The organism is Microbacterium sp. Bi128 (assembly GCF_918698205.1).
The window spans coordinates 1-1742 of the sequence record NZ_CAKKMM010001093.1 but is presented as its reverse complement, the minus strand read 5'-3'; the positions used below and the strand labels follow the sequence as shown (position 1 = coordinate 1742).

At 58.8% G+C, this 1742-nt stretch carries 1 protein-coding gene; it reads left to right on the top strand.

Features of this window, described 5'->3' with window-relative positions; all coding sequences use genetic code 11:
- Nucleotides 1-29 precede the first annotated feature (29 nt).
- Nucleotides 30-1742 (top strand): Pls/PosA family non-ribosomal peptide synthetase (locus LQV45_RS30080; protein ID WP_374208335.1); only part of this gene is annotated, 1713 nt, incomplete at its 3' end.

Below are 1742 nucleotides of genomic sequence, written 5' to 3'. Positions count from 1 at the left end.
AGACACTTACCAGGGCAAATCCACTGGTCTTGTTCGCCGGCTCTCCGCTGTATGTGGTGTACCTGCGGCTCCTGGGCGCAAAGATCGGCAAGGGGGTGGTGATCTTCTCCCGGAAGGTGCCCGCGTGCCCGGACCTGCTCAGCGTCGGTGACAACACAGTCATCCAGAAGAACTCCTCGTTCCAATGCTATCGGGCACGCTCGGGCATGATTGAAACCGGTCCCGTGATGCTGGGCAGAAATGTCCTTGTGTCGGAGAAAACCACGTTGGACATCGGTACGTCGATGGGAGACGAGACTCAGCTGGGACATGCTTCATCGTTGCAGACCGGGCAGGTTGTACCTGATGGACAAATCTGGCACGGTTCGCCTGCTGCGCGCACCAACACCAATTACCTGCGTGTCCCGCCCACTAATTGCGGCACGCGACGCAGGGTCATTTTCAGCCTTCTCCAGTTGTTCAACCGTTTGGTGCTGGTGGTTCCGGCGGGCCTTCTCGGGCTGGCCGTGCTCCTGCCGCCCTACCTGAGCACCGGACACCTGCAGCCCGGCTCCCCAAGCTTTTTCATAGACGTACTCGCCGTAACGCTGGTTCTGTTCGTTGTCGGGCTGATCACCGGCCTGATCATCATCTTCAGCATCCCGCGTTTGCTCAACCGCTTCATCAAGCCGGAAAAGGTCTATCCGCTGTACGGCGTGCACTTCACCATCCAGCGCATGATCGCCCGCGTGTCCAACGTCAAACTGTACAAAGATGTCTTCGGCGACAGTTCGTACATAGTGCACTATCTCAAGGCCTTGGGTTATAACCTCGGCAGGGTGGAGCAAACCGGGTCAAACTTCGGCCCCACACTGGCCCACGAGTCGCCGTTCCTGAGCTCAGTGGGAACAGGAACTATGGTCGCGGACGGCCTCAACATGATGAACGCCGACTTCTCAAGCACGTCGTTCCGTCTCTCGCGGGTCCACCTGGCTGGCCACAACTTTCTCGGTAATGCCATCAGTGTTCCGATCGGATCCAGGGTCGGGGAGAACTGTCTCTTGGCCACGAAGGTGATGATTCCGATCGACGGTCCGATCCGTGCGGATGTGGGCCTGCTGGGGTCACCGCCGTTCGAGATTCCCCGGTCTGTTCAGCGTGACGCCCAATTTGATGAACAGACGATTGCAGAGGCGCGGAACAGCGCTCTCCCGGCAAAGAACCGGCACAACATCCTGAGCATGGTGCTGTTCCTGGCCGTGCGCTGGTTCCTGTTGTTTGTTGCCACGTTTAGCGCCGCCGTTGCCGTGTCGGCATTCAGCTTCCTCGGTGTGCTGGCGATCGCAGCCATGATGCTCACCTTGCTGCTGTTCCGCGTACTGATTGCCGTGCTTGTTGAGCGCTCGGTCATGGGCTTCCGCCACCTGAAGCCGCAATACTGCTCCATCTACGACCCCTACTTCTGGCGGCACGAACGTCTATGGAAGCTGCTGGCCATGCCGGGCTTCAACGGAACCCCGTTCAAGCCCGTGATCTGGCGAATGCTGGGCGTCAAAGTCGGCAAGCGGCTCTACGATGCCGGCGCCAACATACCGGAGAAAACTCTTGTGGCTATCGGTGATGATTGTGCGTTCAATGAAGGAGCCACCATTCAGGGCCACTACATGGAAGACGGGGCCTTCAAGTCCGACTACATCGTTCTCGGCAACCGCTGCTCCCTTGGCGTGGATTCGTGGGTCAACTACGGGGTGACGATGCAGGAT